Origin of the sequence: Legionella cherrii, from assembly GCF_900635815.1 — a bacterium.
GTDB classification, from domain to species: domain Bacteria; phylum Pseudomonadota; class Gammaproteobacteria; order Legionellales; family Legionellaceae; genus Legionella; species Legionella cherrii.
In genome coordinates, this window is the sequence record NZ_LR134173.1 from 617,787 (window position 1) to 644,142 (window position 26,356).

A 26,356-nucleotide genomic window follows, 5' to 3' on the forward strand; every position below is an offset into this window, starting at 1 on the left:
TAATGAGAGCAAATTAAGACAAAACAAGCTATTCTTTAGAAAAACAAGTTCTATTTATTAAATTATGCTTAGTAATACAAATCAACTCAATGAAGATCAACTCAATGATCTAGAACAATTAAAGAACGTCTGTAAAAAAAAGGATGGCAGCGTCCCTAATTTATATACGCATTTGCTCACTCAAAAACGTAATTTACCTACGATTTTACTGCATTATGACAAACACCATTTAGTTGGATTCTTAAGTGTTTTTTTCTTTTATGAGGATGCGGTTGAAATCTCACTGCTTGTTCATCCAGACTATCGACGTAAAGGCATTGCTAAAGAAATGCTTCACACCATTTTGCCTTTGGTGAAAGAACATGGCTTTTTTAAATTGGTTTTTTCTAGTCCCTCGCATTTGAATGAGCAATGGATTGCGGATCTCGGATTCGTTTATATGCATAGCGAATATTACATGGAGCGACATGATTTAAATCCCTTACTGGATTATAAGAAAAATCTGACCTATCGCACTGCAACAGAGCAGGATATTCCTTTACTCTGTGTTCTGGATGAGGCATGTTTTTTTAAAACTCAATCCGAATTAATTCCTCGTTTTGAACACATATTAAGTGATAGAACCTATCAAATAATATTGGCCTTTGAAGACAACCATCTTATAGGTAAGGCACATATACGCTGGCAAAAACATGGCGCTACCCTTTCTGATATTGCAGTTTTGCCCGTTCGCCAAGGAAAGGGTTTAGGCACAGCATTGATTTCCCACTGCATTAATTATGCTTTGAGCGAAGGCAAGCCGGAACTCAATCTCGATGTAGAAACGCACAATCAAAAAGCCTTAAATCTCTATACCCGACTCGGTTTTCTCACACAAAACTCCTGTGAATACTGGGAAATCGATCTCTACACCTTGCAAAAATTAGTTAAGCCAAAACAGCGCCATTAATGTACATCATGGTTCCCCAGAAGCTTTATGTATCTGGGCAAACATTTTTCTGTAAAATAAAACCTCATCGTAGAGCTTGACAGAATTTAAACCCCACCTTTAGTATTGTCCGATCAGCTTTTCACATAGAAGTCGCTCTTTCAACGTACATAAAAAGCGTCATCGATTAAAATTAAAAGGATCATTGATGAAAAAAAGGGTTGTCATAACCGGTATGGAAATAACCTCCTCCATAGGAACAGGCTTAAGTAAATTTTGGGAGGCTGCAAAACAGGGACAATGCGGAATAAAACGCATCCAAGGTTATGATCCTTCTTCATATCCCACTCAAATAGCTGGTGAAATTACTGATTTTTCCCTAGAGCATCTACCCGAACTGAATAAAAACAAGCGTTATCCACGAGTTGCCCAATTCGCTCTTTATTGCACACATAATGCCATAGAACAGTCTGGACTTACTGCCCATGAGCTCAGTAAAGCAGGAACTTTCATGGGTACTGGCATGGGGGGCTATCCCGAATCAGAAGCAAGTTATCAATTTTTCTTCGCTGATAATTGGAAAAAAATGCAACCCCTGACGGTGATCCGAGGCATGGCCAACTCTATTGCGAATTTTGTTGCCATTGCCTTTGGTCTTGGAGGTCCTAATTCAACCATTTCCAATGCCTGTATTTCATCAGCTGATGCCATAGGCGCCGCCTACCATCAAATTGCTCATGGGAGGATTTCCACGGCGATTTGTGGCGGTACTGAAGCACCACTTTGGGAATCAATGATGTCTGCCTGGTGCAAATTAAAGGTATTGTCTACTAACAATGAAAATCCAACAAAAGCCTGCCGCCCTTTTGATTTGCATCGAGAAGGGATGGTAATGGCTGAAGGAGCTGGCGTTTTAATTCTTGAAGAATTAAATCAAGCCAGAGCACGTGGAGCTACTATTTTTGCAGAAATAATTGGTTTTGGCTCCAGCTGTGATGCCTTTCATATTACCGCACCCTCTTCGGAAGGGCAACAACGTGCGATTCAAGAGGCATTAGATGATGCAAAATTATCACCTCGCGATATTCAGTATCTGAAAGCTCATGGTACTGGTACTCCATTAAATGATCGAGTTGAAACGCAAACGATTAAATCACTATTCGGTGAACGAGCCTATGAGATTCCAATCACGGCACAAAAGTCAATGATTGGACATGCGATCGGAGCTTCTGGAGTCATGGAAGTCATTTCCACATCACTTAGTCTGCAACATGATTTGTTGCTGCCTACGATTAACTTAGAAACTCCCGACCCTGATTGTGATTTGGATTATGTAGCTAATGAAGCACGTAAAAAGGCTATTGATATCGTCCTATCCAATCATTTCGCCTTTGGAGGGGCTAATATGGCGTTAATTCTCCGGAGATACATCAAATGAAGAACAAATCTGGCTGCTTTCCGACACGGTATTTAAGCTAACTTTTACTCATTGATGGATTGTAGCGATGTAGGTTGGTCCCTGGCCCAACCTACATCTTTGGATAATCTCTGGTGCAAAAGCAATAGGCTGATTAATACATATAGCCTATGCTGAACATTAAGGCAGTAGTATATAAATGAGGCATGCCTGGACCTTGGTTCAAAGTTGCTCCATCGCCCCCCAAATAATTTTTACCCCAATCGGCAAATTCCACTCCCGCACCTACTTGCCAATTTTGAGTTAACATTTTTTGGACACCCGCGCCAAGAGTGTAAGAAAAGGCGACTATACTGGAGGTAGTAAACCAATACGTTGGATAAAGAATAGGGTCGATTGTTGTAGGCTGCCAGTCATGAGCATGATTCCAACCTACACCAAAACTACCACTAAGATAAGGCTGTAGCGTTTGAAAACCGTTACCGATGAGCTTGCCTTTAAACTCTGCTCGGAAATGACTTACTTTATACTGATAGGTATAAACATCGGGAACTCCATTCACTGTAACTGTACCCGAAAGAGAAGCATCACTGGCTGCTGCAACTCCAAGACCAAATTGAGCAATGACATTGCTCGCACCGATAAAATGTTGCAATCCAAAAAAGAGTTCACCAGTGCCTAACCAATCCGATCTCGAATCGGCAAGATAACGGTTGTATTCGGGTGGCGGGAAAGGATAAAGATATTGATCTTTCCCCGGATTAGACCAAGCTGGCCCACCGCTTGCAATAATAATAGACGACCACACCTGGGGTAAAACAGGGGCATAGAGGTCTTCAGTAGCAAAGGCATTGATTGAAAGGAATGCAAAAAACCCTGACACTATTATTTTTTTAAACATTACATATCCTTTTGATTTTTCATCATGAAATCCTGATTATTCAGGGTAATTTTATACAGTATTTGGATCTACTTTTCTATACCTCCTCTGCGAGAATTGTAGCGTGAACACAGGTGCAGTGGCTATTGAATTAGAAGAGTTAGACTATTATTGCCTCTTTAAAACCTTTAGGCAGTCTTTCTCTTTTCATTTGTTAATGACTTGATTATATGTGACATTTTTATCAGTATGATTACATAAATTCCCAGGGAGCTATAAAAATGAAAACAAAATTTGGCTTTTTTGGTACAAACATTGAACTGCAAGAACTCAAGGAGCAGGAGATACTCCCATCGTTTAAGGTGATTTTTGTCGGGGACGTTTGCGGCAAAACCTCGCTATTACAAACACTGACTTCGGGAAAATACCCTACCTGTGTGAGAGCTTCAATGGGCGCAAATTTTTATCATAAATTGTTTGAAGTCAATGGAAACACAGTAAATCTTCACATATGGGATATATCCGGCGCAGCACGTTATGGCAATTTATGCAGGCTTTATTTTAAAGAAGCAGACATTGCGATTATAGGTTTTGATCTAACCCAAAAAGTAACCTTTGATGGTGCTGTAAAATGGCTGGAAGAAATTAATCGTCATTTAGATAGAAATAGCTTGGGAAAAATTATTCTAGTCGGGTTAAGAAGTGATGCAGTAGCTGATCAAGAATTAGACATTAAAATATTGAACAGCTTTGTTAAGGCTAATCATTTATGTTATATGACCGCAAGCGCAAAAACAGGTCAAAATATAGAAGAGTTATTCGTGCAAGCGGTCACATTAAAAATGGAATCATTACGTCTTGAAGAAGAAGCATTAACGCTCTCCAGTTGATGTTTATCATTAGAACAAAGAGAACAAGAGCTAAATTTTTTTCTACAATTATACCTTGTTGAAATCCTGGGCGAATAAATCAAAAACGGTTAACAAGGGGTTTAACTATTTATCAGTTAAATGGCCTGCATTCTTTCTTTTATGCAGATTTTCATCCGCAAAAATGAAGCAGCCTAAAACATAGCAATGGAGGTTTCTTGAGTATATAATCAGCTATTTTATAAAAAAAGGCCAACAGATGAGTTATTCACTACGTGATATAGCAAACAAAGTACAAGGGGTAGTCATTGGTGATGACTCAATAAAAGTTTCTGTCTTATCACCTATTGATGAAATTAGCCCCGGAAGCATTGTGTTTGCTGATAGTAATGAAAATGTGAAATTAGCAGAAGCCTCTCCAGCAGCTGCCATATTAGTCAACGAACAGATTTCTGTTTCAAAAAAACCATTAATACAGGTAAAGCATCCATTTAAAGCCTTCATTTCTTTGATGCATCATTTTAATCCGCCTCAAAAAACGATTCCTGGCATCCATCCTACTGCAGTCATTGGCGAAGGAGTGCAATTGGGAAATGAGGTCTTTATAGGCCCTTATGTAGTGATTGAAGCAGGCAGCATTATCGGTGATCACAGTATTTTAAAAAGTCACATTCATATTGGCCGTGAAGTGACTGTAGGAAATAATACCACCATACACTCCCATGTCACCGTATACGATAAATGTCAAATTGGCTCCGGAGTCATTATTCATGCCTCTACGGTTATAGGCTCTGATGGGTTTGGTTATACCTTTGTTGATGGCAAACATCTCAAAGTTCCACATGTTGGACGGGTCATTATTGAGGATGATGTAGAGATAGGTGCAAATACCGCAATTGATCGCGCCACAATGGGGCAACGGTTATTGGTGAAGGGACTAAAATTGATAATCTGGTCCAAGTAGCACATTCTGTTAAATTAGGTAAACACAATATCCTTTGTGGTTTTACCGGTATCGCCGGAAGCACCACTTCAGGAAATCATGTAATTTTTGCTGCCAATGTTGGTGTGAGTGATCATGTACGCATTGATGATGGGGTAATTTTAGGGGCTCGTACAGGAGTACCTCCGAACAAACACCTGAAAGAAGGGAATATTTATTTAGGAAATCCCGCTCGTCCCAAAGATCTGGCCATTCAACATGAGTTGGGGGTTAATCGCATTCCCTTGATGCGCAAAAATATTAAAGCGCTTTCGGAACAAATTGAATTATTGAAGAAACAACTTGCCAAAGAAGAGGCAGAGTAACCATGACATCACCCTTGATTCTCATTGATGGCTCATCCTATTTTTTTCGTGCATTTCATGCACTACCGCCTTTGACTAACTCAAAAGGGCAACCCACAGGGGCCATCTATGGGGTAGCCAATATGATTAAAAAGCTCATTAAAGATTATCAGCCGGAAGAATTAGCCGTAGTCTTTGATGCCAAGGGGAAAACATTCAGGGATGAATGGTATCCAGAATATAAGGCTCATAGGCCGCCCATGCCTCATGACTTAAGCATCCAATTTGCACCCTTAATCCAGTTATTGGAAGCCATGGGGCTTCCCATACTGATTATCGATGGCGTTGAAGCAGATGATGTGATAGGAACCTTAGCAAAACAAGCCACAGAACAAGGAATCCCAGTTGTCATTTCTACTGGGGATAAAGATATGGCCCAGCTGGTTAATGAACATATTACGCTAATCAATACGATGAGCAACACCACCATGGATATTGAAGGAGTCCAAACCAAATTTGGCATTAAACCAGAACAAGTAATTGATTATCTTACTCTAATTGGCGATACCGTCGATAATATTCCTGGAGTTAGCAAATGTGGGCCCAAAACAGCTGTCAAATGGCTTACTGAATATCAAAATCTGGATAACCTAATTCAAAACGCAGACGCAATTGGCGGTAAAATTGGCGAGAATTTACGAGCAAGTATTCCACAACTCCCCTTATCCAAAAAGTTAGTCACGATCAAAACCGATGTTGAGCTACCTCTAACTTGGGGTGAATTAAAACCTAATCCAGTGAATAAAGAGCAGCTTATTGAATTAACGCGCCTATTTGAATTCAAAAACTGGCTAAAAGAACTCCTTGGTGAAGAGGGCAATTTCTCCTCGAACAAACCAGGTATCTCCAGTATACCCTTTGACATCATCACAACGAACCAGCAACTCGATCATTTGCTCAATCAACTGGAACAATGCCAAGCATTTTGTATCGATACCGAAACAACCAGCATTGACATTATGTTGGCCGAGATCGTTGGCATTTCTTTAGCGATTGAGGAGGGAAAAGCGGTTTATATCCCGTTTACTCATACAGATGGAACAGTTCAATTAATTCGTGAAGAAGTATTAACCGCTTTAAAACCTGTTTTAGAAAATCCGCAAATAAAAAAAATTGGTCAGAACCTCAAATACGATTATGCGGTGTTGAAAAATCATGGCATTACTTTAAAAGGCATACGTTACGACACGATGTTAGAGTCTTACGTACTCAACAGCGGTGCCGGGCGTCATGATATGGATTCATTAGCCTTAAAATATCTAGGGCATAAAGCAATAAGTTATGAAGAAGTTGCTGGTAAAGGAGCAAAACAATTACGTTTTGATCAAATTCCAGTGGAAAAAGCAGCAGCTTACGCAGCAGAAGATGCAGAAATAACCTTGCAGTTGCACAATAAACTCTTTCCGTTGATCCCGGAATCAGTGCAAAGTGTATTCAATGACATCGAAATGCCATTAGTCACGGTACTTGCCGATATGGAACGATTGGGAGTGCTCATAGACTCCGTGACCTTGGAGCAACATGGGAACCGTTTGAAAGAGCGGATCTATGCCTTAGAACAAGAAGCATTACAACTGGCAGGCAAACCTTTTAATTTGAACTCTCCCAAACAATTACAAGAAATTCTCTTTGAGTCCCATAAACTGCCTGTAATCGCAAAAACACCAACTGGACAACCTTCCACAGCAGAGTCTGTATTACAAGAGCTGGCTTATGATTATCGTCTTGCTGCGGTAATCCTTGAATACCGCAGTCTTACTAAGCTGGTTTCTACCTACATTGACACGTTGCCTAAAAAAATTAATCCACAAACTCATAGAGTGCACACATCCTATAACCAGGCGGTTACTGCTACAGGTAGACTTTCCTCAAGTGAACCCAACTTGCAAAATATTCCAATACGAAGTGAAGAGGGGCGTCTGATTCGTACCGCATTTATCGCTCCCGATAATTGCCTTATCCTGGCAGCAGATTATTCTCAAATCGAGTTGCGAATCATGGCTCATTTATCGCAGGATGAAAATTTACTAAAAGCCTTTGCCCAAGGTTGGGATATTCATGCAGCAACAGCCAGCGAAATTTTTCAAACGCCCTTAGAAGAAGTGAGCAGTGAACAACGTCGCAGAGCAAAAGCAGTCAATTTTGGCTTGATTTATGGAATGTCTGCCTTTGGCCTGGCAAAACAAATTGGGGTGGAACGGCAGGATGCGCAATATTACATCGATACTTATTTCCAGCGTTATCCCAAAGTTTTAGAATACATGAACCGAACCCGTCAACAGGCTCATCAGCTCGGTTATGTAGAGACCTTATTCGGCAGACGTTTGTACCTACCTGAAATTAATACACGCAATATGGTACGCCAAAAAGCAGCTGAACGAACTGCAATTAATGCGCCGATGCAAGGTACTGCAGCAGACATTATTAAAAAAGCCATGATATCCATAGCTAAATGGCAAAATGAGCAAAAAAATCCATCTGCCAAAATGATTATGCAAGTCCATGATGAATTGGTTTTTGAAGTCAATAAAGAAGAGGTAGAGCCCTGCCAAAAAAGAGTTCGCGAATTGATGGAACATGCGGTGACACTGTCCGTTCCTCTTGTAGTCTCTATTGGTACAGGGACTAATTGGGATGCCGCCCATTAAAAATTTTGGCGGAATATAAGGTGAATTAGAATTGTATTCCGCGTGCTCTTCTATTATTCTTTTTGAAACACTTAAAAGGACTAAGAAGATGTTTCATAAGATACTACAAGCCACTTTTGCTATTCTTTGTTTTTCTCTTGGATGGAGCGCCCAAGCAGCTCAAGATCTAATGATTATTAATTCGAGTGACCAGATAGCCGAAGCACGCGTTTTTAACTACGATTGCCTGGACACCGATAGTTGTTCTATTGCTCCAGGCACTTCAATCAGTATTTCTCAAGCCACAATGAATTCTCTTTGTATCGAATCCCCGGAAAAATGTGAAATTAAACTGGGTGTTGCACCAATTATTGCAGCAATTGGAGTCGGGGTTTATCATACTGAACAAGGTTTGTTGTATGTAGCAGGATCCCGCTGGACTGGTTACTCTGCCCGTCAATTAGCAAGTAATGTAATTGAAATTTATAAAACAAATAAAATTGATGAAGTGCATTGATATTATCCTGGCGAATAATGCGATTGTATTTGATACCAAAAGAAAAAAATGAAGATTAAGTGACTTTTTTATGTATGGTGCGTTGCCCAATATATATTCAACGCATCACCATATTCCAAAGGTTTAATAATTTGCCCTCTCACATTTAAATCTTTAATTGCTAGCTTATCTTCCTTAGTATACGCATTTGTCAAAATAAAAACTTCTGTAAATGCTAATGAGGGATCCTTTCGAATAATTTTTAGCAAATCGATACCGTTTACTTTGGGTACATTAATATCAAGAAGTATCACCTTGGGATGGATTTTTTCTTGTCCATAAAGTCCCAATAATTTGTTAAGTGCTTCTTCACCATTGGAAGCCACTTCAATCGCACAAGATTCTTTAACTTTTTTAAATATGCGCTTTACACCCTCGACATCTACGACATCATCCTCGATATACAGAATATCAACGGCGTTTTTGTGAGTTTCCATAACAATTCTCCACCCGCGCATTCCTGTACTTTAAATGATATTTAAAAGTTTGCGGAAATCAGGAACTATTTTGGCTAAAAAAATTTAGCGCCAATGCCTCTATAAGGCTTATTTTAATTATAGTACTAAAAATTTATCAATTTTGAAAAAAATTAAATTAATTGCCTATAATTTATATACATGTAAATAAGGATAAAATTATGTATCAATTAGATAAATCAATTCATTTCATGCTCATTGACGATGATGTAATTGATATCAAAGACGTGCAAAGAACCTTTAAAAAAAATAATATTGATAATCCCCTTCATATTGCAACTAACGGATTAGAAGCATTAAACAAATTATTGGGGCTAAATGGCGAGAAAAAGATTATGCCCACCCCCCAAATTATTATCCTGGACATCAATATGCCTAAAATGAATGGCATAGAATTTATGAAAAATATCCGTGCCAATAAACAATTAAAATCACTGCTGATTTTTATTTTTACTACATCAAATAGTGAGAAAGATAAAATGGAGGCATACAACTTAAATGTGGCTGGCTATATTGTAAAACCTTTTCAGGTGTCACAATTTATGGAAATAATTTCATCATTACATCATTATTGGAATCTGCTTGAATTTCCTAAAGATAAGAGCAAGGACTAATCACTATTTTTTTTCCTGATTTGCTTAGGCCAAGTAAATGAGATCGCCGTTCCATGGCCTACTTGAGATTCCACCATCACTTTGCCTCCCTGAGATTCAACAATTTTTTTCACAATACTCAAGCCAACACCGGTGGACTCCAATTCATCTCTTGATTTAAGTGTTTGAAAAACGATAAAAATTTTATCAAAAAATTCAGGCTCAATGCCTGGGCCATCATCTTCGATCGTAAACTGATAAAATGACTCCCATGAATCGACCTCGATTGTAATTGTGCCCTTTTTTCGATGGTGATGTTTGATGCTATTATTTATCAAATTGGACAACACCTGAATCAATGGAATCTTCGCTGTTTGAAAAACGGGTAATTGTTTAGGGTATATAAACTCAAATTGGCCCTCAGGATTAAGGCCTTCGATAATGTCTTTCAAAATTATTTTAGTATCGACAAGTTCAACATTCAAATCGACCCGACCAGCACGCGAATATTGTAATATGCCATCAATTAAATTGGACAAACGCAAAGTACGTTTACGTAATAATGACAAGTTTTCTTTTGATTTCTCATCAATCTTGTCGGCATTATCCTCTTCAATCCAAGTGGCTAATCGTTCGATTGCACGCAAAGGTGCCTTTAAATCATGTGAGGTAATATAAGCAAATTGTTCCAATTCTTCATTGGTCTTAATCAATTGATTTTCAACTCGCTTCGCTTCTGTAACGTCTTTGGAAATTAAAAGAAAACCAATAGGCTTACCTGAATCGTCTCGACGTAAGCTTAAGGTAACCGAAGCAAGAAAATGTGACCCATCTTTGCGAACCCGTTCAAACACTCCTTCAGTTTTCCCTTCCTGCAAAGCTTTTTGTATAAACTCTTGAACTGCTCCCGATTCAATGTCTTCGGGATATGTAAGAAAAGTAGATTTTTTTTATTTACCATTTCCGAAGCATGGTAACCATAATTGCGGTAAGCTCCTTCATTCCATACGATTATTTTTCCATTTAAATCGGTAGCAACAATCGAATAATCTATGGAACTTTCCAGTATATTTTGCAAAATACTTTTTGCATAAAAGGTGTCTTCGTCTGTTTTAATGGTTTGTGCCTCCAAATTGAGAATGCTTTTTTCCGCGCGCATACTCTCTTTGCTCTTGTGTTTTTCAGTCTGATTTAATTTTTGGCCAAAGGCTCCCAAAGTCTTTTTCCCACTCGTTTTTTTATCCTCGAGTATTTTTTGTGCTTTCTTATCATGGGAGTTTTGCATCCATTCATATTCCATTGTAGCTTCCTCAAGAAATGGACCTTATTAATATGTCCTTAGAATAGATAACTCTAATTATAGCGTGTGTTTTATGCACTTGCTGATTGATCATCAGCTTCAATGCTGAGAATGGAGTCAACATCGGAGAAAATTCAGCCCATGGCTGGTGTCGAATGAGATAACCATCCGGCATAAAGATTACACCCATCGTTTTACGCTGCTCTAATACGAGCTGCGTATCGGGTTAGATGCAATCAAGATGATAATTGGATTGTCTTTTTGTACGAGTATGATGAGAGTATGTGGGTTGCTTTTCATTGACTGCGTCATCAAAATAAAAAGACCAGGTTTTTGAATGCACTCTGGGTTGACTGTTTTTGTCCAGGTATTGTATTCGTTAACTAAACGATTCGATTGAATAAAAACCTTGGCGAAAGCACTACGCATAAACTCCGAATCTGACCAAGCAATTATGGGAAGATGAGGATATTTTTGCAAAATAACGGCTGCAAGTTGGGGACCATGAGTCGATAACTCATCAATCAAATTCAACTCACCATCAATGATAACGAGATCGGGCACATGGGTATCTATACAAGACAATGCGTCTTGACTATTACTCACAACATCTATTGATACCGATGCAATTACTGACTCTAAGAGTCGAGACAAACAAAATGCATTAAAGGCATTGTCTTCAATAATTAATACACGCATCGCATCCGGGCTCCCTGTTAGTTCAGGATTAAGTATAAAGATCAAACCTTAAGGAACAATTAAGAAATTATTTTTATAAATAATTATTTTTTAATGTTGGATTATCAGTCGTTGGTTTCGGTAGAAGAGGTGGTAATTTAAAAAACTTATCACCTCTCAGAGGAAAATATTTTGCTTCAAACCATTGGTTGATGATCGTTGAAAAAGTAATGCAGCACGTGCCTGTATTTCCAAATAAAGAGATAAAGAGCTATCGCGCACCACCGCCAACGCCACCGATGCCACCATGTCCACTACCCCCTTCTCCGGAGCCTTCTCCACCATAACCTTTTTCATTATTCGTTGAAAAAGGGGGATGATTGGTATTACAGGAGCAAACAAATAAGGTGGTTCCAAGCAAACACAACGCAAAAATAGCTTTTTTCCATTGCTTCATAGTTAACATGTTTTTTCCTTATGAATTATTTATTCCCTTATAGCGTGTCTTACCCATTTGTTTCATAAACATAATGGAGTAGCAAATCATTATGTTAACTTTCAATATAATATAAGTTGGGTCAAAATTCATTCTGAATAGAAATCGTCCTCACCTTACTGTAAATTATAATCCGCAATTAACTCGTCAATTACTTTCCATGACTTTTCAATGTCCTCTGGATTAGTCCCAGGTAATCTTGCACAGACAATAAGCGCTTTCCATAGCGCCCATCCGCGAGCACGCGCCCATGTTGCTTTATCGAGTTGCAGCGTTTTACGAAAAACTTGACGACTCTCAGCTTTGAAAAAGGTCCAAGCAATCACCAGGTCACATGCAGGATCACCGACTGCTAATTGACCAAAATCAATTACCGCACACAGACGTCCTTCTTTGACTAATAAATTGCCTGGGGCAATATCACCATGAACCCACACAGGAGCAGAGCGCCATGCCTCACTCAGTGCCTCAGACCAGATTGCAGAAAGAGTCCCACTATCTACTTGGTGACGCAAAATTTTAATTGCCTCTTGTGTCTCGGCATCATACGTTGACAGTGCTCCTCCGCGGTAAAAACTGTGTTCGCCTGCTACTGGACCACCACTCGCGTTAATCCCTTGTAATTGCAGCAAAAATTGAGCTAAATCAGCAGCAAATCGATTCATTTCATCAATACGCGCAATGGAGGCGGTTTGTCCCTTGATCCAGCGGTAAATCGACCAAGGCCAGGGATAGTCCACTGCAGGTTCACCCTTTGCTAAAGGGATTGGGATTGGCAAAGACAAATGGGATGCAAGATAGGGTAACCAACGCTGCTCTTTTTCTACTTGGAGCGCATAAAATGCATCACTTGGAAGGCGAACTGTCATGTCGCTGCCAAGATGAAAGGTTCTATTGTCCCAGCCACTGAATTCTACAGGCTGAATGGATAAAGCAGACCATTGTGGGAATTGTGACTGAATCAGTCTGTGTACAAGTGAAACATCGATAGGTACGGTCATTGTTATCCCCACAAATGTGGTTTCTTGGTCAATTTTTCGTAACAATAAGTCAACGCTTTTGCTGAGAGCAAAAGCCTATACCTCAACATCATGCGCCAATAAACGTCGATTCGCACGAAAATAAGTTGCCGGAGAATGCTCCAACAAATCCGATAGTTTTTCCATATAAATACAAGCAAAGCGATCGACTTGGTATGCAAAATAACTTTCCTCTGCTCCCGCGCGAAAAATACGTTCCCATTTTGGATTAAAATAGGTTTGTTGTTCCTTTAACAATTTTGTAAGTTGTGCATCAATTTTACTGATTTGCGCTTGCAGTTCTTGAATTTCATGGCTGTATTGGTTTGAACTTTCATCAATCATTTTGGTGTATAGATTGACATATTGCTTTTCTAGTTCTTTCTTTACATTCATGGCTTCGCTAATTTTTTTCTCTACCGGCATCGCCCTTGCTTGCGCCGCAATTTCCTCTCCAAGCTCTTCAACAACCAAAGCAGTACGCCAATTGCAGTCTTTCTTTAATCGTAAAATATCACCATAGATATGATCCCCAATATAAAGAATTTCATCGCCACGGACACGCAAATCTTCAGTAAATTTTTTGGCATTGCCCCCTTGATAAACCCCTGGAACGATAGACCCGCTCATATTAGTCATGGTCCCATTCACAGGATTAATCGACAAAAAACGGAGATTATCATAAAAAAAACGGGGTTTATTCGCTAATGTAATGACAAATTCAAATAAATTGATCCAACTCTCACCCTTTTTTAAAAAGGGGTTAATCGCATATTCTAGTAAGAGTTTGGTATAGGAATAGTCGGAATTGGTAAGAATAAAAATTTTTTTCCCATGATGGATAAAATGTTTCAAACCCTCGACTAATGCACGCTCTTTAATCACATAAGTAGGCAAATTTTTACTAATGATTGTTTTTAAACTGCCATCCGAATGTACTTTATCCACACAAAATTGTACGTCTTGAGCTATGGTTTGATAACTAGGAATTTGCTCAGGATATAGGCTGTCTTTCAAATCAACTAATTGGCCATACAAAACACAGAAAGCGATCGAAAAAGCGGTGTCGATTGCCATATAATTTGGATCACCTAAATCAACATAGATACTGCGATAAATGTTCTGTTGCTCGACAAAATCAATCTGTTTGGTGCCATGATAACTTTGTCGAATGGCACCATAACGACTCAATTTCAAGATGTTGCCGTTCTTGCTATCAATGACTAAACCACGAATTGCATCATGGTAATTAAAATTTAATTTTTTAATTTGTTCAGGATAATGTTTTACCTCGACCAATTGTTCTTTGACGAGCTGATAAACCAAGGACTCAAAATTCTCCGAGTTATAACGAATCAAGGTATGGTCCATATCCAGACCAATTAACTTGATTTTTTTCATATTTAGAATTCGATTTACATAAACTTTATGTTCATTCATTAGCCTAAAACCTATTTATTATAAGTAGCCTGGGCCGAGCAGCGGGAACTTTCGTCAACCTCGCATGCTCGTGGGGATGAGGCCTCTACTATTTCACGCGCTTTACACCATCCTGAGAAGCCAATAAAACAACATCCGCCGTACGATGTGCAAATATACCATTTTCTACAACGCCAGTGATGCGGTTAATACGATCTTCCATATCCAATGGTTCATTGATTGTTAAATTAAATACATCAAGAATAATATTACCATTATCCGTTATAAATCCTTCTCTATACTCAGGATCGCCGCCTAATTTTACTAATTGCCGAGCAACCATACTCCGTGCTAAAGGAATTACTTCAACAGCGACAGGAAAACGTCCTAAATGCTTAACTAGCTTTGAGTCATCCACAATACAAATAAATTGCTCTGCCAACTGGGCTACAATTTTCTCACGGGTATGAGCGCCGCCCCCCCTTTGATCATTTGACCATGCTCGGTTACTTCATCAGCACCATCGATATAAATGGGTAGCTCCTGTACTGAGTTCAAATCAATAACGGGAATACCTTCCTTTCTTAAAAGCGCTTCTGTCGCTTTAGAGCTTGATACGCAGGCATCAATTTTATGCTTTATGGTCGCCAATTCTTTAATAAAGAAATTCACTGTGGATCCAGTACCTACACCGACCACCATGTCCTCTTCGATAAATTGCAATGCAGCTTTTGCCGCTTTCATTTTTAATTCGCTCATTAAGAACCGCTCCCTTTTCTTTGCCTTACAATTTCATATAAAGAAACACCAGTGGCTACAGAAACATTCAAACTGGATACACTGCCTAACATGGGCAAAGAGAACAAACCGTCACAGTGCTCACGCGTCAACCGACGTAGCCCTTCGCCTTCAGCACCCATAACCATTGCGATATTCCCAGTGCAGTCTGTTTGATAAAGCGAACTGGTTGCCTCACCCGCGGCACCATAAATCCAAACCCCATGTTCCTTTAAAAGGTTCATGCTACGGACCAAATTAGTCACTCTGACTACAGGGATTGACTCGGCTGCACCACAGGCAACCTTACTTACCACAGGAGTAATACTGGCACTTTTGTCTTTGGGTATCACGACAAAATCAACTCCGGTTGCATCTGCGGTACGCAAACATGCTCCCAAATTATGTGGATCAGTGACCCCATCCAAAATAAGAATCAAAACAGGCTGTTTACTGGACTCCAATAAGGCAAGCAAATGAGATTCATTATAATCGGGTAACGCAGAAGCCGTTGCCACAATACCTTGGTGAGTAAAGTCTGCAAAGCGCTGATTCATTTTTTGCATACTCAATTTTTCAATGCAGACACCCATTTGCATGGCTTTATTAATGAGGTCCTGCAAGCGCAGGTCCGCACGGTCTTCACTGATATAGAGTTTTTTAGTCACTCGATGTGGATTGGCTAACAAAGCAGAAACCGCGTGTACCCCATAAACATACTGCTCACTCATGACTCTGTGGTTTCCTCTACTGGCTCAAAATCAATTTTACGCTCATCCAAATCCACACGGGCGACTAATACCGTCATCTTGTCTCCCAAACGATACACCTGTCCACCTCGTGTTCCAATTAGGCGATGCTTTACAGAATCAAATGTATAATAATCATTTTTTAAAGAAGTCACATGGACCAGACCTTCAACATAAATTTCATCAAGTTCTACGAAAATTCCAAAACCTGTTACTGCAGAAATTCGCCCATTGAATACTTGCCCCAATTTATCTTGCATGTACTCACATTTTAACCAAGCAACTACTTCGCGGGTCGCCTCATCAGCGCGTCGTTCGGTCATCGAAGCATGTTTACCTAAGCGATTCATATCCTCATGGGTATAATCAAACTCATAAATTGGCTTCTTATCCAATAAATGACCAATGGCGCGATGAATTAACAAATCCGGATAACGTCTGATGGGTGAAGTAAAATGAGTGTAGGCAGAATAAGCCAGACCAAAATGTCCTTCATTCGCCTCAACATAGTGTGCTTGTTTCAGAGAACGAAGCATTACCGTTTCAATCAGATGTTTGTCCGGTCGACCCTCAATGGCATTCATAGTACGCTGAAAATCTTTAGGCCCAGGTTTTTTTCCACCACTCAGTTGCAATCCCAACTCACCTAAAAACTGTCTTAAGGCGGTAATTTTGTCTTCTTCTGGCGCCGCATGCACTCGATAAAGTGTAGGGATTTCAGCTTTTTCTAAAAATCGTGCGGTGGCAACATTCGCGGCCAACATACATTCTTCAATCAATTTATGGGCATCATTGCGAATCACTGGAACGATACATTGAATTTTTTTATTTTCATCAAATTCGATGCGCGTTTCCGTGGTTTCGAAATCCATAGCGCCGCGAAGTTTGCGGGTAACTAATAAAACATGATACAAATCATGAAGAGACTGCAATGTAGGCCATAAAGAGGCATGTTGTTCATCCGCAGCGTCCTGCTCAAGCCAAGAGCCCACTTGGGTATAAGTTAATCGAGCATGTGAATGAATGACGGCGCGATAAAAACGAGAGCGCGATATTTTACCTTCACTACTGATCGCCATTTCAGCAACCATACACAGCCGGTCGACATGAGGATTTAGCGAACATAAACCATTGGATAAAGCTTCCGGTAACATGGGAATTACTTTGCCAGGGAAATAAACCGAGTTACCACGGCGCGCTGCTTCTTTATCCAATGCCGAATCGTGCATTACATAATTGCTGACATCAGCGATTGCGACATATAATTGGAAACCGCCTTTGGGCTTTTTATAACAATAAACTGCATCATCAAAATCTTTAGCATCTTCACCATCAATCGTCACAAAGGGCAGCCCACGCAAATCAGTACGATCCTTAATTTGTTCTTCGGTGACATGCTGTGGGATTTTCGCTACTTCAGTGCTAACATCCTCCGGCCATTCAAAAGGAATTCCGTGAGCATAAAGTGCGACTTGAATTTCCATACCGGGAGCCATATGCTCGCCCAAGACATGGATTACTTTGCCTATAGCTTGGGTTCGTTTACTTGGAAAGGCAATTAATTCGACCAAAACAATTTGATCATTTTTTGCCCCATTCACCAGTTCTTGCGGAATAGAAATATCCTGAGTTAAATGTTTGCTATCCGGCAAGACGAAACTCACACCATGATCTGTAAAAAACCTACCCACAATAGTCGCATTAGCATGCTCAATCACTTCGTGGATCTTCGCCTCAGGCCTGCCTTTACGATCGACGCCAACCTGATAGGCAAGGACCACGTCTCCATGCATGACCGCCCGCATTTCTTTAGCAGACAAAAACATATCTTCCGATCCGTCATCAGGGATAAAAAAGCCAAAACCATCTGGATGCCCCTGAACGGTGCCGCGCGATAGGTTAATTCGTTGCATTAAACAAAATCGCCCGCGCCGGTCTTGCATAATTTGTCCATCGCGCAACATTGCTTTGAGTCTAAATCCCATGGACTCTTGTTTGCGTTCATCTTTTATTTGTAATCTATCGAATAATTGATTGCGCGACATAGGCTTACCGTATTCATTAAGAACGTCCATAATGAATTCGCGGCTGGGAACAGGATCGGAGTATTTTTCACTTTCCCGTTTATAAAAGGGATCTTTTGTTTTTTTGCTCACTGTATATCCTGTTTGTATTTTGTGTTCATCGTATTAAATTACTCATCATGTGCTCAGTTCTACCACTTATCTCTGAAAGTAGCAAGATAAGTGGCTCTGCGCTTTACTGGGGTTTTGCGACAGGAATTACAAATCCACGTGTACCCACTGCCGCAGTTAAAGCAGATAAGGACATATCTTCTGCTGCCCAAAACGTACTGCCTTTGTCATTGGCAGGAGTCTTTACACCTTTCCCATTTGCAGACAGCAATGAGGCCTTCACAAGGTACTTGTTGCTCATGACCTGGCTTGGATTCAATGCAATTTAATGCAAATGGACCTTTATTTAAGGCTAAGGCAGACCAATTTCCACCTTGTAACCGCGTTGTCCAACCGGCACTGGCACTAGGATTTGCTACTGGATGAGTAATCCATATATCTGTAGAAGCGAGATTATGAATAAAGACCAAACTGCTTTTTTTAGCTTTTAGTGTCACTGTTTCACCTTGAACAGCAACTGCCTGACATCCACTAGGGAAAGTCGATTCAGCGGTGACACAAAATGACCATAGCGAACAACACAAAAAAGCGAAGATTCTCATTACGTTCTCCCAAAATAAAAAACTGAACCTGTTTGTCCAATATTGTGGAACAGTTTAACAAGAATAAAATTATATTTATACAATAAGCCTATGTCGCTAGTCAGCCTTACTTGCTAAAATCATTCCACTTTTCTTTTGCCAATGTAACGAATATGCATATCTGGGTAGATGCCGATGCGTGCCCCAAAGTAATTAAGGAAATTTTATTCCGTGCCGCAGTCCGTACACAAACGTCACTCACTTTAGTGGCGAACTCCTTTCTTACCTATCCTAACTCTCCGTTCATCCGCGCTGTGCAGGTCACTAAGGGGTTTGATAGTGCAGATCAGTATATTACTGAACATTTAAAACCATTTGACCTGGTGATTACCGCCGACATCCCTTTAGCAGCAGAAGTTATTGCCAAAAAAGGATTAGCAATTAATCCACGTGGCGAGGAATATACTGAAAACTCCATCAAACAACGGTTAAATTTAAGAGATATGCACGAACAATTACGTGCAACAGGAAATTATTCCGGTGGCCCTGCTGCATTAAGCATCAAAGAAAAAACTGCTTTTGCTAATGCCTTGGATAGATGTTTGGCAAAGAAAGTACCCAAATAATTAAATGTCCTGCTCCCTGTCCTCGTCATTCCGAGGCTTGGAGGAATCTCCATGCGCTAACTCCAAATCCGAGTGAGGGGGAGTACTTATTGCTGGCAATAAAGCCTCACCCCTACCCCTATCAAGCGGAGAACAATTCCATACTTCCAGCACGTTGACGAAAGAGGGCTTCATTAAAATTTGACAAATAATTTTCAGCAACCTAGATTTTAAATATGCACAAGAAGGATGATAAACTGCATGAAGCTGCTTCGGCATACCCTGTTTTTTATTACATTAATGAGCAATACACTTGCTTACAGTGATACCATTGTCGTTGGTGTTTCTAAAGCAGCGCCTCCTTTTTCTGCAGTGGCTGGCGGCGGTCATTATTTTGGCTTTTGTATCGATCTTATGAATGAACTATGCAAACGTCTTAATGAAACCTGTGAATATAAACCTATAACCATGAGAAACCAGATGGATATGTTGAACTCAGGTGACATAGACATTACCTTTCCCCCCGCTCCCATTCCGCAAACACCATCGCAAGATTACATTTACAGTTTGCCTTATATGACCAGCAACGGTCAATTTTTAACCATGTCCCCGGACATAAAAACCCTTGACGACATTAAAAACAAAAAAATAGGCACGGTACAAGAAAGCCACCTTCGCGACACGCTTTTACTTTATACGAGTCAAGATAACATCAAAGAATATCCCAAAATTTCGCTCATGATTATGGCATTACTCAATCATGATGTGGATGCAATTATCATGAATGTAAATATCTTTAAGTATCTTACCATTAATAAAGTTATTAATTTTCAAACTGTAGGCCCTCCTATTGTTCTAGGAAATGGCTATGGACTCATCACACTCCCCAAAAATGCCGCTCTAATTGACAGAATCAATAAGGTGCTATTACAAATAGAAAATGATGGGACCTACGAAGCCATTTATAATAAATATTTCGGCTCTAATTTGTAGCTCTATTCAGTATGGGTTAAACTGGCAGCCTTATAAAAAATACAGGATAAAACATGCCAGATAGTATTAATGTCGCAGAAATTACTAACCTCCACAAAAATTCCATCATCACCTGGAAAGCCTCAGGAATAGTCCATCAACACCAAGAATTCTATCGGCTGGTTGAAGAAAATCATGCGTTTAACTATCAACTGTGGCATGCGGAAGATAGGGCTCGTCGTGATGATCAGGGCTATGAGTTTGTATATCAAGCCAAGCGTGAGATTGACCGATTCAATCAATTGCGTAATAACCGTATGGAGGCGATGGATGAATGGCTTTTCAACCAACTGCAACCGGAACACTTTAGTCGATGTCCAGTGAACTCTGAATCACCAGGAATGATCATTGATCGCCTTTCTATTTTGTCCTTGAAATCATACCATATGGACCTACAAACTAAACGCGAAGATGCCACAGAAGAACATCGCAAAAATTGCGCGCATAAGTCAACCATCATCAATCAACAACTGGAGCAATTAGCTCAGTGTTTCAACGAGTTGCTTGCGGAAGTAAAAGCAAAAAAACGTACGTTTCGAATCTATCATCAATTTAAAATGTATAATGATCCTAATCTAAACCCACAATTGTACTGCCGGAATTAGGCATCACGTGATGCGTTAAATCTGAATCACTTTTTGAATGGGGCATTGTTCGATCTGGAGGGGGATTTTGAGGGGCTGTATCGTTATGAAAGAAGAAATTCCAAAGAGAAGAAGTTGAACCTTTCCTCGACAGGGAATCAGAGGCGCTCCTTTTGAAAGAGTCACTTGATCCCCTATGGGACTGGGTCTTGCTTTTATCCGTCGACACTTCATCCTGGCCAGCTTCTTTCGCCTTAACCTGACCTAGAGGTGGACGCCCCAATCCACGTGCCAAAGCTCTAAGGCCTAGAACTAATGAAAATAAGACTGCGTTAGCTATCGCTAATAGGCCCATTACCGGTGTCTCTTGGTAATGTCCCTCTGAATCCATTTCCTGAAAAGGGGTCATGATAAAATTTGAGAAATTAAATCCCTTAGAAAGACCGGAAGCGAGAGAACGACCTACCTCACACCGTTCTTGAAAGAAGCTTTGTGGCGAAGAGCTTATACAAAGACCATCTTTTAATGAGGTTTTAAAATGATCTGCTGTTAAAAGTTCAGCATCTTTTTGCCGCTCTAAATCCTTTTTCATCGCTTTTACTTGTTCATAAGGATGTTCTTTTTCAAGCTCCGCTTTTTCTTTCTGCATATGCTGATAATGAGCATGCAACATATAAGCGGTCATTCCGACCATTAACACCAGACCAGAAACAATAAATGCAGCAAGTAGCGCAGGAGGGAAGACACTTGCAGTAATAAAAAATACCGTAGAGACAGTAAATAAAATACTAGTCAATACTCCATAAGCAAACAAACCATACTTCATTCCCAATAAACCCGCAGTAAGATAACTGTGATTTGTTTGATTTTGTAATAATTGACGTTCTTCTTCAAACTGTTGAATTAATTGACAAAGTTGCCGTTTCAACTGCTTCAATTCGAAAGGGTCTATTTCCTTTCGACTGGCATTTTCTTTTAACTCAATAAATTTGGCATAAGTGAGTTCTAATTCTTTGGTTGTTAACGCCAATTTACAGCGGGTTTGCGTAATTTCCAATCGTAACTGGAAATCATATTCCTCATAAATTCGTGTAACAACACAAGCTAGTGTGTAAAAAGCACTAATGACGGCCATGGCGAGAAAAAGGGGCGGAGAGAGAACTGAAAGACTTACCACACCGATATAAAGATATAGACCATCAAGCAATCCACCCGCTCCTACCGCTAAAAAGGCATAAACACGATCATCCACACTCTGATATTCTATGCGATCTAAATAAGATTTACGCTCTAATCGTGCTAATGAAGTCAACTGCTGGATTTCAAGTAAAAGCTCTTTATTCTCATTCATTTGCTTTTTACGCCGCTCGACCATACTGCGTATCCAGAAGCGATTAGCGGCAGCAAACACACCCAATACCAAACCAACGGGAATAACCATATATTTTAGATCCATCCCGCTGATCATGCTTAAGACTTGTACCGTACTTCGCCATCCTTTATAAGCATTTTTCAAGCCCTTCATTACATCACGAAAATAGGGCCACGCGGCCGCGATGAATTTTTTTACGGAATTATTTTCTTCTCCATCAAAAACACTAGCAAGAAAGGAAAAAGACACTAAAAACATTGCCTCTGCAGCAACTGCGGCAATGCCCTCAGGGGAGGTGAGTATTTTACGGATTAAGTCAGCGTCACTCTTAGCAATAAATACTTCTAAAAAGTATTTAAACATACTGTACGAGGAGCTTAGGGAATCCAGAACGGCATAAGCATGATAGATATAACGTTCTTTATCGAGTTTTTGCGCGAGGAGTCTACTTTGCGCGTCAATACGGCCGGCAATTGCCAAGAGGAAAACGAGTTCTTTTGAATTTAAAGATGAACCTTCTTCGCCCTTAATAGACATTCTTACACACAAAAATGACCGGAGGTTAGGATGGCGCGGATTATATGGATATTTGTGCTTGATGTCAATAATCGTTTCATCCTGAATTAAAAACACACAATTCAGATGGCGGTTGATTAGGATATCACACTCAGTTCGTACAAAAAATATTTCTTTAAACCCAATTACGGGTTGTGACTTAAGAGGCAAAACCTGCTACGATATTGCACTAATAATTATAACAACTCAGGAAAGAGGATTAAATGAGATCGATACTAGCTCTCTTTATTTTTGCAGCACTAATGACTGGACCTGTTATGGCATCGAATGAAACACAAATTTACGGCTATGTTGAGAAAGTTACATTTCCAGATAAAAATTTAACACTCTCAGCAAAACTGGATACCGGAGCTAAGTCAGCGTCATTAAATGCGACCAATATTACCGAAATTACTAAAAATGGCGTTCCTTATTTGCGTTTTACGGTTCCAACGAAAACCGGAGATTTTCAATTTGAGGCAGAATACAAAGGCCGAGTCAAAATTAAAGTTCGTGATGGAGAGCATGGTTCAGAAATACTGGCACACGCCCCCATCAAACGTCCTGTTGTACTGCTCTCCATACAACTCGGAGATAAAGTTAGAACGATTAAAGTCAATTTAACCAATCGCAAACGCTTCCTCTACCCTTTGCTTTTAGGAAGAGATGCAATTATTGCTTTTAATGGTGCGGTAAATCCTGCACTGACATTTACGTTAAGAAATCAGAGTCTTAAGAAATAATGAAAAATAATGCGCGTCATGTATATGGACTTATTTTGACTTTATTTATCCTAGGGACAGGGATTTTTTTATACCGACACTTTATACTTGATGTGCCACTGACTGACACTGAAACAATAAATAGTTGGACGGTTGAGTCGAATTTGCGTTTTGTTGCAGATCCGAATACACCAATTAAGGCGAGTTTTAATATACCCTATTTACCGACACATTTTGCGATTTTAGATGAGTATTTTGTATCAAGGAGTTATGGGGTAACAACCAATTTAAATGGTGATAATCGGGAAACAGTATGGTCTATCAGACGCGCACATGGCCCACAATCCTTATATTACAGGGCAATTTTCCGGCAAACTGAGGGAAATGAATCTTCATTAGGAACCCCACCGGCAGTCAAAACACAGCCGCTTGAAGAAAGCCAAAAATCTGCAGTAGAAACCATTACTAACCAAGTAAGACAATCCTCGGCAGACATTAAAACTTTTGCCCAAAGTACAATTAAGGAACTGAATAAAAAAGATGGGAATGCCAAGTTATTGACCGGCAATGATTTTAGCGATGAACGCCTGATTAATGCAGCAATCCTTATTTTGAACCAGTCTAAAATTGCAGCGATTCCGGTAAAAGGAATTTATTTATCCCAAAAAAGCAAGGCTGAGCTCAGTTCATTTTTGGCCGTCTTTAATGGCAAAAATTGGGTTTATATCAATCCTAAAACAGGTAGCGCCGGATTGCCTAAAGATTTTCTTGTCTGGCAATATGGTAATGAACCTGTATTTAATGTAATTGGTGGTAAAAAAGCTCAATTTAGTTTAACGGTGTCTCCTACCCCCATAAATGCTTTAAGTATCGCCAAATCGAGAGGTCTACAATCAGACTCACAATTATTGCGCTTCTCTTTATTGCAACTACCCGTCAACGTACAGGCAACTTATAAAATTTTATTAACAGTACCTATAGGTGCTTTTATTATCTTGATTCTGCGTAACTTTATCGGGATTAAAACATTTGGTACTTTTATGCCCGTTTTAATTGCTTTAGCCTTTAGAGAAACTCATGTAATCTGGGGGATTTCCCTCTTTGTCATTATTGTATCTTTTGGTCTGCTGGCACGCTTTTATCTGGATCAATTAAGGTTGCTATTGGTTCCAAGGCTCGCGGCAATTCTGACTGTTGTCATTTTGCTGATGATCTTTATAAGTGTCATCAGTCAAAATCTAGGATTAGATATAGGACTATCAGTTGCCTTATTCCCTATGGTCATTTTAACCATGACCATAGAACGTATGTGCATTACCTGGGATGAGCGAGGTGCCTCCGAAGCAATAAAATCGGGGGTAGGAAGTCTGGTCGCGGCCGTAATTTCTTATTGGGCAATGAGCTATGAACCATTACAATACCTTGTCTTTGCGTTCCCCGAGCTTCTTTTAGTTCTGCTCGCTTTGATATTGTGGTTCGGACAATATCGAGGATACCGATTATTTGAGCTGAAGCGCTTTAAATCACTTGCGAGACATGTAGAATGATTACGCTGTTTCGTCGCTTAAAAAATCATGGGATACTCAGTATTAACCAGCGTAATACTGATTTTGTATTACGCTACAATCCAAGAAAATTGTTCCCTCTTGTTGATGATAAATTAAAAACAAAAAAATTGGCTCTAAAGGCAGGAATCGCTGTTCCCCCTTTATACGATATTATTGAAACAGAACAACAAATTAAAACCATAGAAGAACGCTTAGAGCCTTATAACGATTTTGTGGTTAAACCCGCGCGGGGCTCAGGTGGCGATGGTATTTTAGTGTTTAAAGATAAAGTCTATGGACGTTATCGACAAATTAATGGAAAGTTAACCACAACTCAGGAGCTGAGCTATCATTTATCATGCCTGCTCTCAGGGGCGTACAGTCTTGGTGGCTCCTCAGATTATGCAATTATAGAGAAACGAGTAGTAGTTGATCCGGTATTTGCTGAGGTAAGCTACGAAGGCATTCCTGATATTCGAATTATCAGCTTACTGGGTTATCCTGCTATGGCCATGGTGAGGCTGCCAACACGTTTGTCTGGTGGGAAAGCCAATCTACATCAAGGCGCAATTGGTGTTGGAGTAGATCTCGCTACGGGAAAAACCCTTGGTGGGGTATTTCATAATGACATCATTGATTATCACCCAGATACGCTCAATCCTATTGTGGATATAGAAGTGCCTTATTGGAACCAAATACTGGAGATTGCTTCCAGTTGCTACGACCTCACTGGCCTGGGTTATCTTGGAGTAGATATAGTCCTTGATAAAGAACAAGGACCTTTAATGCTCGAACTCAATGCCCGGCCTGGCCTAAATATCCAAATTGCGAATAGGGAGGGTGGTTTGAAACGTTACCGAACAATCGAAGCGCACTATCAGGAACACCCTAACGAATCAGTAGCCGAAAAAGTAGCCTTTAGTCGAGAACATTTTGCCCGCTTAAAATAATAGCGCCTGTTGGTCATGTGTTCCGCCTCCCGAGCGATAATGAGGGTATCTCCCATCGAAGAGCATGATGCTACAGTATGCGTACCTTCACTACCTTGGGTATGAGGTCGCTCAAAAAAATATCTAAGAAGCGCATCAAACT

At 39.9% G+C, this 26,356-nt stretch carries 22 protein-coding genes and 4 pseudogenes; 13 read left to right on the top strand and 13 right to left on the bottom strand.

Annotated elements, in window-relative coordinates; genetic code table 11:
* The first annotated feature begins 64 nt into the window (after nucleotides 1-64).
* A complete protein-coding gene (locus EL022_RS02640; protein ID WP_028381548.1) occupies nucleotides 65-949 on the top strand; it encodes a GNAT family N-acetyltransferase in 885 nt (294 codons plus the stop codon).
* Between the two features lie 187 nt (nucleotides 950-1,136).
* Entirely contained in the window at nucleotides 1,137-2,366 is a 1,230-nt protein-coding gene (locus EL022_RS02645) for a beta-ketoacyl-[acyl-carrier-protein] synthase family protein (RefSeq protein WP_028381547.1), read from the top strand.
* Nucleotides 2,367-2,499: 133 nt separating this feature from the next.
* Here the strand turns inward: EL022_RS02645 and EL022_RS02650 are convergent, their stop codons facing one another.
* Nucleotides 2,500-3,246 carry a hypothetical protein gene (locus tag EL022_RS02650; RefSeq protein WP_028381546.1) on the bottom strand — a complete coding sequence of 249 codons (747 nt, stop codon included), beginning with the start codon at nucleotides 3,244-3,246 and terminating at the stop codon, nucleotides 2,500-2,502.
* 260 nt (nucleotides 3,247-3,506) lie between these two features.
* Between EL022_RS02650 and EL022_RS02655 the strand changes: the two genes are divergently transcribed.
* The 4 genes and pseudogenes from EL022_RS02655 to EL022_RS02670 all read left to right on the top strand — a co-directional run bounded on the left by EL022_RS02655 (nucleotide 3,507) and on the right by EL022_RS02670 (nucleotide 8,585).
* On the top strand, nucleotides 3,507-4,115 hold the full coding sequence (locus tag EL022_RS02655; protein WP_028381545.1) for a Rab family GTPase: 609 nt from the start codon (nucleotides 3,507-3,509) through the stop codon (nucleotides 4,113-4,115).
* 238 nt (nucleotides 4,116-4,353) lie between these two features.
* A pseudogene (gene lpxD, locus EL022_RS02660) lies at nucleotides 4,354-5,402 on the top strand (UDP-3-O-(3-hydroxymyristoyl)glucosamine N-acyltransferase).
* Nucleotides 5,403-5,404: 2 nt separating this feature from the next.
* Nucleotides 5,405-8,089: a DNA polymerase I gene (gene polA / locus EL022_RS02665; RefSeq protein ID WP_028381543.1), complete on the top strand. Its 2,685-nt coding sequence runs from the start codon at nucleotides 5,405-5,407 to the stop codon at nucleotides 8,087-8,089.
* Between the two features lie 88 nt (nucleotides 8,090-8,177).
* On the top strand, nucleotides 8,178-8,585 hold the full coding sequence (locus tag EL022_RS02670) for a hypothetical protein (RefSeq protein WP_028381542.1): 408 nt from the start codon (nucleotides 8,178-8,180) through the stop codon (nucleotides 8,583-8,585).
* 68 nt (nucleotides 8,586-8,653) lie between these two features.
* On the opposite strand, the gene EL022_RS02675 is transcribed toward EL022_RS02670, so the two are convergent.
* Nucleotides 8,654-9,061 carry a response regulator gene (locus tag EL022_RS02675; protein ID WP_028381541.1) on the bottom strand — a complete coding sequence of 136 codons (408 nt, stop codon included), beginning with the start codon at nucleotides 9,059-9,061 and terminating at the stop codon, nucleotides 8,654-8,656.
* Between the two features lie 200 nt (nucleotides 9,062-9,261).
* Between EL022_RS02675 and EL022_RS02680 the strand changes: the two genes are divergently transcribed.
* Nucleotides 9,262-9,714, top strand: coding sequence for a response regulator (locus EL022_RS02680; protein WP_028381540.1), 453 nt, complete (start codon nucleotides 9,262-9,264; stop codon nucleotides 9,712-9,714).
* Here the strand turns inward: EL022_RS02680 and EL022_RS16755 are convergent.
* From EL022_RS16755 to EL022_RS02725, 10 genes and pseudogenes are all read right to left on the bottom strand, one after another.
* The gene (locus EL022_RS16755; protein ID WP_422386205.1) at nucleotides 9,711-10,043 is read right to left on the bottom strand and encodes a sensor histidine kinase; all 333 of its coding nucleotides are present in this window, start codon (nucleotides 10,041-10,043) and stop codon (nucleotides 9,711-9,713) included. The two genes, EL022_RS02680 and EL022_RS16755, sit on opposite strands and share 4 nt — an antisense overlap.
* A gap of 207 nt (nucleotides 10,044-10,250) precedes the next feature.
* Nucleotides 10,251-10,993, bottom strand: a pseudogene (locus EL022_RS16245) (PAS domain-containing protein); the annotation flags it as partial.
* A 204-nt stretch (nucleotides 10,994-11,197) separates the two neighbouring features.
* Nucleotides 11,198-11,692 carry a response regulator gene (locus tag EL022_RS02690; RefSeq protein ID WP_277873311.1) on the bottom strand — a complete coding sequence of 165 codons (495 nt, stop codon included), beginning with the start codon at nucleotides 11,690-11,692 and terminating at the stop codon, nucleotides 11,198-11,200.
* A gap of 250 nt (nucleotides 11,693-11,942) precedes the next feature.
* A complete protein-coding gene (locus EL022_RS02695) occupies nucleotides 11,943-12,137 on the bottom strand; it encodes a hypothetical protein (protein WP_028381537.1) in 195 nt (64 codons plus the stop codon).
* A gap of 146 nt (nucleotides 12,138-12,283) precedes the next feature.
* A complete protein-coding gene (locus EL022_RS02700) occupies nucleotides 12,284-13,168 on the bottom strand; it encodes an aminoglycoside phosphotransferase family protein (RefSeq protein ID WP_028381536.1) in 885 nt (294 codons plus the stop codon).
* 75 nt (nucleotides 13,169-13,243) lie between these two features.
* Complete coding sequence (locus EL022_RS02705) at nucleotides 13,244-14,626, bottom strand: HAD-IG family 5'-nucleotidase (RefSeq protein WP_028381535.1); 1,383 nt, start codon at nucleotides 14,624-14,626, stop codon at nucleotides 13,244-13,246.
* Nucleotides 14,627-14,714: 88 nt separating this feature from the next.
* Nucleotides 14,715-15,364, bottom strand: a pseudogene (gene rpiA, locus EL022_RS02710) (ribose-5-phosphate isomerase RpiA).
* Nucleotides 15,364-16,113 (bottom strand): 23S rRNA (guanosine(2251)-2'-O)-methyltransferase RlmB, encoded by a 750-nt coding sequence (gene rlmB, locus EL022_RS02715; RefSeq protein WP_028381533.1) that lies wholly within the window; start codon nucleotides 16,111-16,113, stop codon nucleotides 15,364-15,366. Before rlmB ends, rpiA begins: the two are co-directional and overlap by 1 nt.
* Entirely contained in the window at nucleotides 16,110-18,287 is a 2,178-nt protein-coding gene (gene rnr / locus EL022_RS02720; RefSeq protein WP_028381532.1) for a ribonuclease R, read from the bottom strand. Before rnr ends, rlmB begins: the two co-directional genes overlap by 4 nt.
* Before the next feature lie 103 nt (nucleotides 18,288-18,390).
* Nucleotides 18,391-18,868 (bottom strand): annotated as a pseudogene (locus EL022_RS02725) (hypothetical protein).
* 152 nt (nucleotides 18,869-19,020) lie between these two features.
* Here EL022_RS02725 and EL022_RS02730 point away from each other — a divergent pair.
* From EL022_RS02730 to EL022_RS02740, 3 genes are all read left to right on the top strand, one after another.
* On the top strand, nucleotides 19,021-19,473 hold the full coding sequence (locus EL022_RS02730; RefSeq protein ID WP_028381530.1) for a YaiI/YqxD family protein: 453 nt from the start codon (nucleotides 19,021-19,023) through the stop codon (nucleotides 19,471-19,473).
* A 240-nt stretch (nucleotides 19,474-19,713) separates the two neighbouring features.
* Nucleotides 19,714-20,445: a transporter substrate-binding domain-containing protein gene (locus EL022_RS02735; protein WP_028381529.1), complete on the top strand. Its 732-nt coding sequence runs from the start codon at nucleotides 19,714-19,716 to the stop codon at nucleotides 20,443-20,445.
* A gap of 53 nt (nucleotides 20,446-20,498) precedes the next feature.
* The gene (locus tag EL022_RS02740; protein WP_028381528.1) at nucleotides 20,499-21,089 is read left to right on the top strand and encodes a DUF4254 domain-containing protein; all 591 of its coding nucleotides are present in this window, start codon (nucleotides 20,499-20,501) and stop codon (nucleotides 21,087-21,089) included.
* On the opposite strand, the gene EL022_RS02745 is transcribed toward EL022_RS02740, so the two are convergent.
* Entirely contained in the window at nucleotides 21,055-22,977 is a 1,923-nt protein-coding gene (locus tag EL022_RS02745) for a hypothetical protein (protein ID WP_028381527.1), read from the bottom strand. The genes EL022_RS02740 and EL022_RS02745 overlap by 35 nt on opposite strands.
* Before the next feature lie 242 nt (nucleotides 22,978-23,219).
* Here EL022_RS02745 and EL022_RS02750 point away from each other — a divergent pair, with 242 nt between their 5' ends.
* The 3 genes from EL022_RS02750 to EL022_RS02760 are packed head-to-tail and all read left to right on the top strand — an operon-like array spanning nucleotide 23,220 to nucleotide 26,214.
* The gene (locus tag EL022_RS02750; RefSeq protein WP_028381526.1) at nucleotides 23,220-23,738 is read left to right on the top strand and encodes an ATP-dependent zinc protease family protein; all 519 of its coding nucleotides are present in this window, start codon (nucleotides 23,220-23,222) and stop codon (nucleotides 23,736-23,738) included.
* Nucleotides 23,738-25,264, top strand: coding sequence for an inactive transglutaminase family protein (locus EL022_RS02755; RefSeq protein WP_028381525.1), 1,527 nt, complete (start codon nucleotides 23,738-23,740; stop codon nucleotides 25,262-25,264). Before EL022_RS02750 ends, EL022_RS02755 begins: the two co-directional genes overlap by 1 nt.
* Nucleotides 25,261-26,214 carry an alpha-L-glutamate ligase-like protein gene (locus tag EL022_RS02760; protein WP_028381524.1) on the top strand — a complete coding sequence of 318 codons (954 nt, stop codon included), beginning with the start codon at nucleotides 25,261-25,263 and terminating at the stop codon, nucleotides 26,212-26,214. Before EL022_RS02755 ends, EL022_RS02760 begins: the two co-directional genes overlap by 4 nt.
* Nucleotides 26,215-26,356: the final 142 nt, after the last annotated feature.

Excerpts from the sequence above, each read along its gene's own strand:
- EL022_RS02640 (WP_028381548.1), top strand. The coding sequence starts at position 65 with ATGCTTAGTAATACAAATCAACTCAATGAAGATCAACTCAATGATCTA.
- EL022_RS02645 (WP_028381547.1), top strand. The coding sequence starts at position 1,137 with ATGAAAAAAAGGGTTGTCATAACCGGTATGGAAATAACCTCCTCCATA.
- EL022_RS02650 (WP_028381546.1), bottom strand. The coding sequence starts at position 3,246 with ATGTTTAAAAAAATAATAGTGTCAGGGTTTTTTGCATTCCTTTCAATC.
- EL022_RS02655 (WP_028381545.1), top strand. The coding sequence starts at position 3,507 with ATGAAAACAAAATTTGGCTTTTTTGGTACAAACATTGAACTGCAAGAA.
- polA (WP_028381543.1), top strand. The coding sequence starts at position 5,405 with ATGACATCACCCTTGATTCTCATTGATGGCTCATCCTATTTTTTTCGT.
- EL022_RS02670 (WP_028381542.1), top strand. The coding sequence starts at position 8,178 with ATGTTTCATAAGATACTACAAGCCACTTTTGCTATTCTTTGTTTTTCT.
- EL022_RS02675 (WP_028381541.1), bottom strand. The coding sequence starts at position 9,061 with ATGGAAACTCACAAAAACGCCGTTGATATTCTGTATATCGAGGATGAT.
- EL022_RS02680 (WP_028381540.1), top strand. The coding sequence starts at position 9,262 with ATGTATCAATTAGATAAATCAATTCATTTCATGCTCATTGACGATGAT.
- EL022_RS02690 (WP_277873311.1), bottom strand. The coding sequence starts at position 11,692 with ATGCGTGTATTAATTATTGAAGACAATGCCTTTAATGCATTTTGTTTG.
- EL022_RS02695 (WP_028381537.1), bottom strand. The coding sequence starts at position 12,137 with ATGTTAACTATGAAGCAATGGAAAAAAGCTATTTTTGCGTTGTGTTTG.
- EL022_RS02700 (WP_028381536.1), bottom strand. The coding sequence starts at position 13,168 with ATGACCGTACCTATCGATGTTTCACTTGTACACAGACTGATTCAGTCA.
- EL022_RS02705 (WP_028381535.1), bottom strand. The coding sequence starts at position 14,626 with ATGAATGAACATAAAGTTTATGTAAATCGAATTCTAAATATGAAAAAA.
- rlmB (WP_028381533.1), bottom strand. The coding sequence starts at position 16,113 with ATGAGTGAGCAGTATGTTTATGGGGTACACGCGGTTTCTGCTTTGTTA.
- EL022_RS02730 (WP_028381530.1), top strand. The coding sequence starts at position 19,021 with ATGCATATCTGGGTAGATGCCGATGCGTGCCCCAAAGTAATTAAGGAA.
- EL022_RS02735 (WP_028381529.1), top strand. The coding sequence starts at position 19,714 with ATGAAGCTGCTTCGGCATACCCTGTTTTTTATTACATTAATGAGCAAT.
- EL022_RS02740 (WP_028381528.1), top strand. The coding sequence starts at position 20,499 with ATGCCAGATAGTATTAATGTCGCAGAAATTACTAACCTCCACAAAAAT.
- EL022_RS02745 (WP_028381527.1), bottom strand. The coding sequence starts at position 22,977 with ATGTCTATTAAGGGCGAAGAAGGTTCATCTTTAAATTCAAAAGAACTC.
- EL022_RS02750 (WP_028381526.1), top strand. The coding sequence starts at position 23,220 with ATGAGATCGATACTAGCTCTCTTTATTTTTGCAGCACTAATGACTGGA.
- EL022_RS02755 (WP_028381525.1), top strand. The coding sequence starts at position 23,738 with ATGAAAAATAATGCGCGTCATGTATATGGACTTATTTTGACTTTATTT.
- EL022_RS02760 (WP_028381524.1), top strand. The coding sequence starts at position 25,261 with ATGATTACGCTGTTTCGTCGCTTAAAAAATCATGGGATACTCAGTATT.